Consider the following 1,171-nt stretch of genomic DNA (forward strand, 5'->3'; position numbering starts at 1 on the left):
CACAGCCCGGTCGTCACCCCGTTCGGCGCGAGATTCGTGACCGGCGACCAGGGCATGGGCCACGTCGTGGTGCCGGCGACGGACCCGGGCGGGCTGTTCGACTTCTACACCGAAGTGCTGGGTTTCCGCGCGCGGGGCGCGTTCCGGGTGCCGTTGCCGAAAGAGTTTGGGCCCGTGCGGGTCCGCTTCCTGGGCATCAACGAACGACACCACAGCCTGGCGATCGTGCCGGCCGCACATCAGCGCGACCCGCGACTGGTGCACATCATGGTGGAGGTCGACAGCCTCGACGCCGTCGGGCAGGCGCTGGACCGAGTGAACGCCGAGGGCTTCCAGTTGTCTTCCACCCTGGGGCGACACACCAACGACAAGATGGTGTCGTTCTACGTGCGCGCGCCCGGTGACTGGGACATCGAATTCGGCACGGACGGCATGCGTGTCAACGAAACTTATTACACCGCAGAGGAAATTACCGCTGACAGCTACTGGGGCCACCAGTGGGTCGGCGAAATGCCCGCGGCCATGCGGTTATGACACCCGACCAGGACGTCACGCCGATTCCGGCTTCCGCGATCTCGTCATGGGACGACGAGGCCGACGTCGTCATCGCGGGCTACGGGGTGGCCGGGGCCGCCGCGGCGGTCGAAGCGGCGCGCTCCGGCGTCGACGCCCTGGTGCTTGAACGCACCGGATCTTGGGGCGGCGCGGCGGCGATGGCCGGCGGATTCATCTACCTCGGCGGCGGTACCCCACTGCAAAAGGCTTGTGGCTTCGACGATTCCGTCGACAACATGGCTGCGTTCCTCAACGTCGCGATGGGGCCCGGCGCCGACGAGGACCGGATCGCCGACTATTGCGCCGGCAGCGTCGCCCACTACGATTGGCTGGTCGGCTGCGGCGTGCCGTTCAAGGCCGAGTTCTTCTCCGAGCCCGGCTGGGAACCGATGGGCGACCAGGGCCTGATGTACAGCGGCGGGGAAAACGCCTACCCCTTCAACACCATCGCCTCCCCCGCCCCGCGCGGGCACGTCCCGCAGATGCAGAACAAGAAGCAGGGCGAAGCCAGCGCCGGCTACATGCTGATGAAGCCCCTCGTCGAGACCGCCACCGCGGCCGGCGCGCGCGCCCTCTACGACGTGCGGGTGCAACGCCTGGTCGTCGAATCCGACGG

General features: G+C 68.0%; 2 protein-coding genes. Both read left to right on the top strand.

Translation table 11 applies throughout. The annotated features are described in order from the left end of the window. The coding region (locus tag AWC17_RS10045) for a VOC family protein (protein WP_208618371.1) at window positions 1-534 on the top strand (534 nt) is incomplete at its 5' end. Continuing rightward, window positions 531-1,171 (top strand): FAD-binding protein (locus AWC17_RS10050; protein ID WP_141224567.1); only part of this gene is annotated, 641 nt, incomplete at its 3' end. The genes AWC17_RS10045 and AWC17_RS10050, both read left to right, overlap by 4 nt.

The organism is Mycobacterium nebraskense, assembly GCF_002102255.1.
Taxonomy (GTDB): Bacteria; Actinomycetota; Actinomycetes; order Mycobacteriales; family Mycobacteriaceae; genus Mycobacterium; species Mycobacterium nebraskense.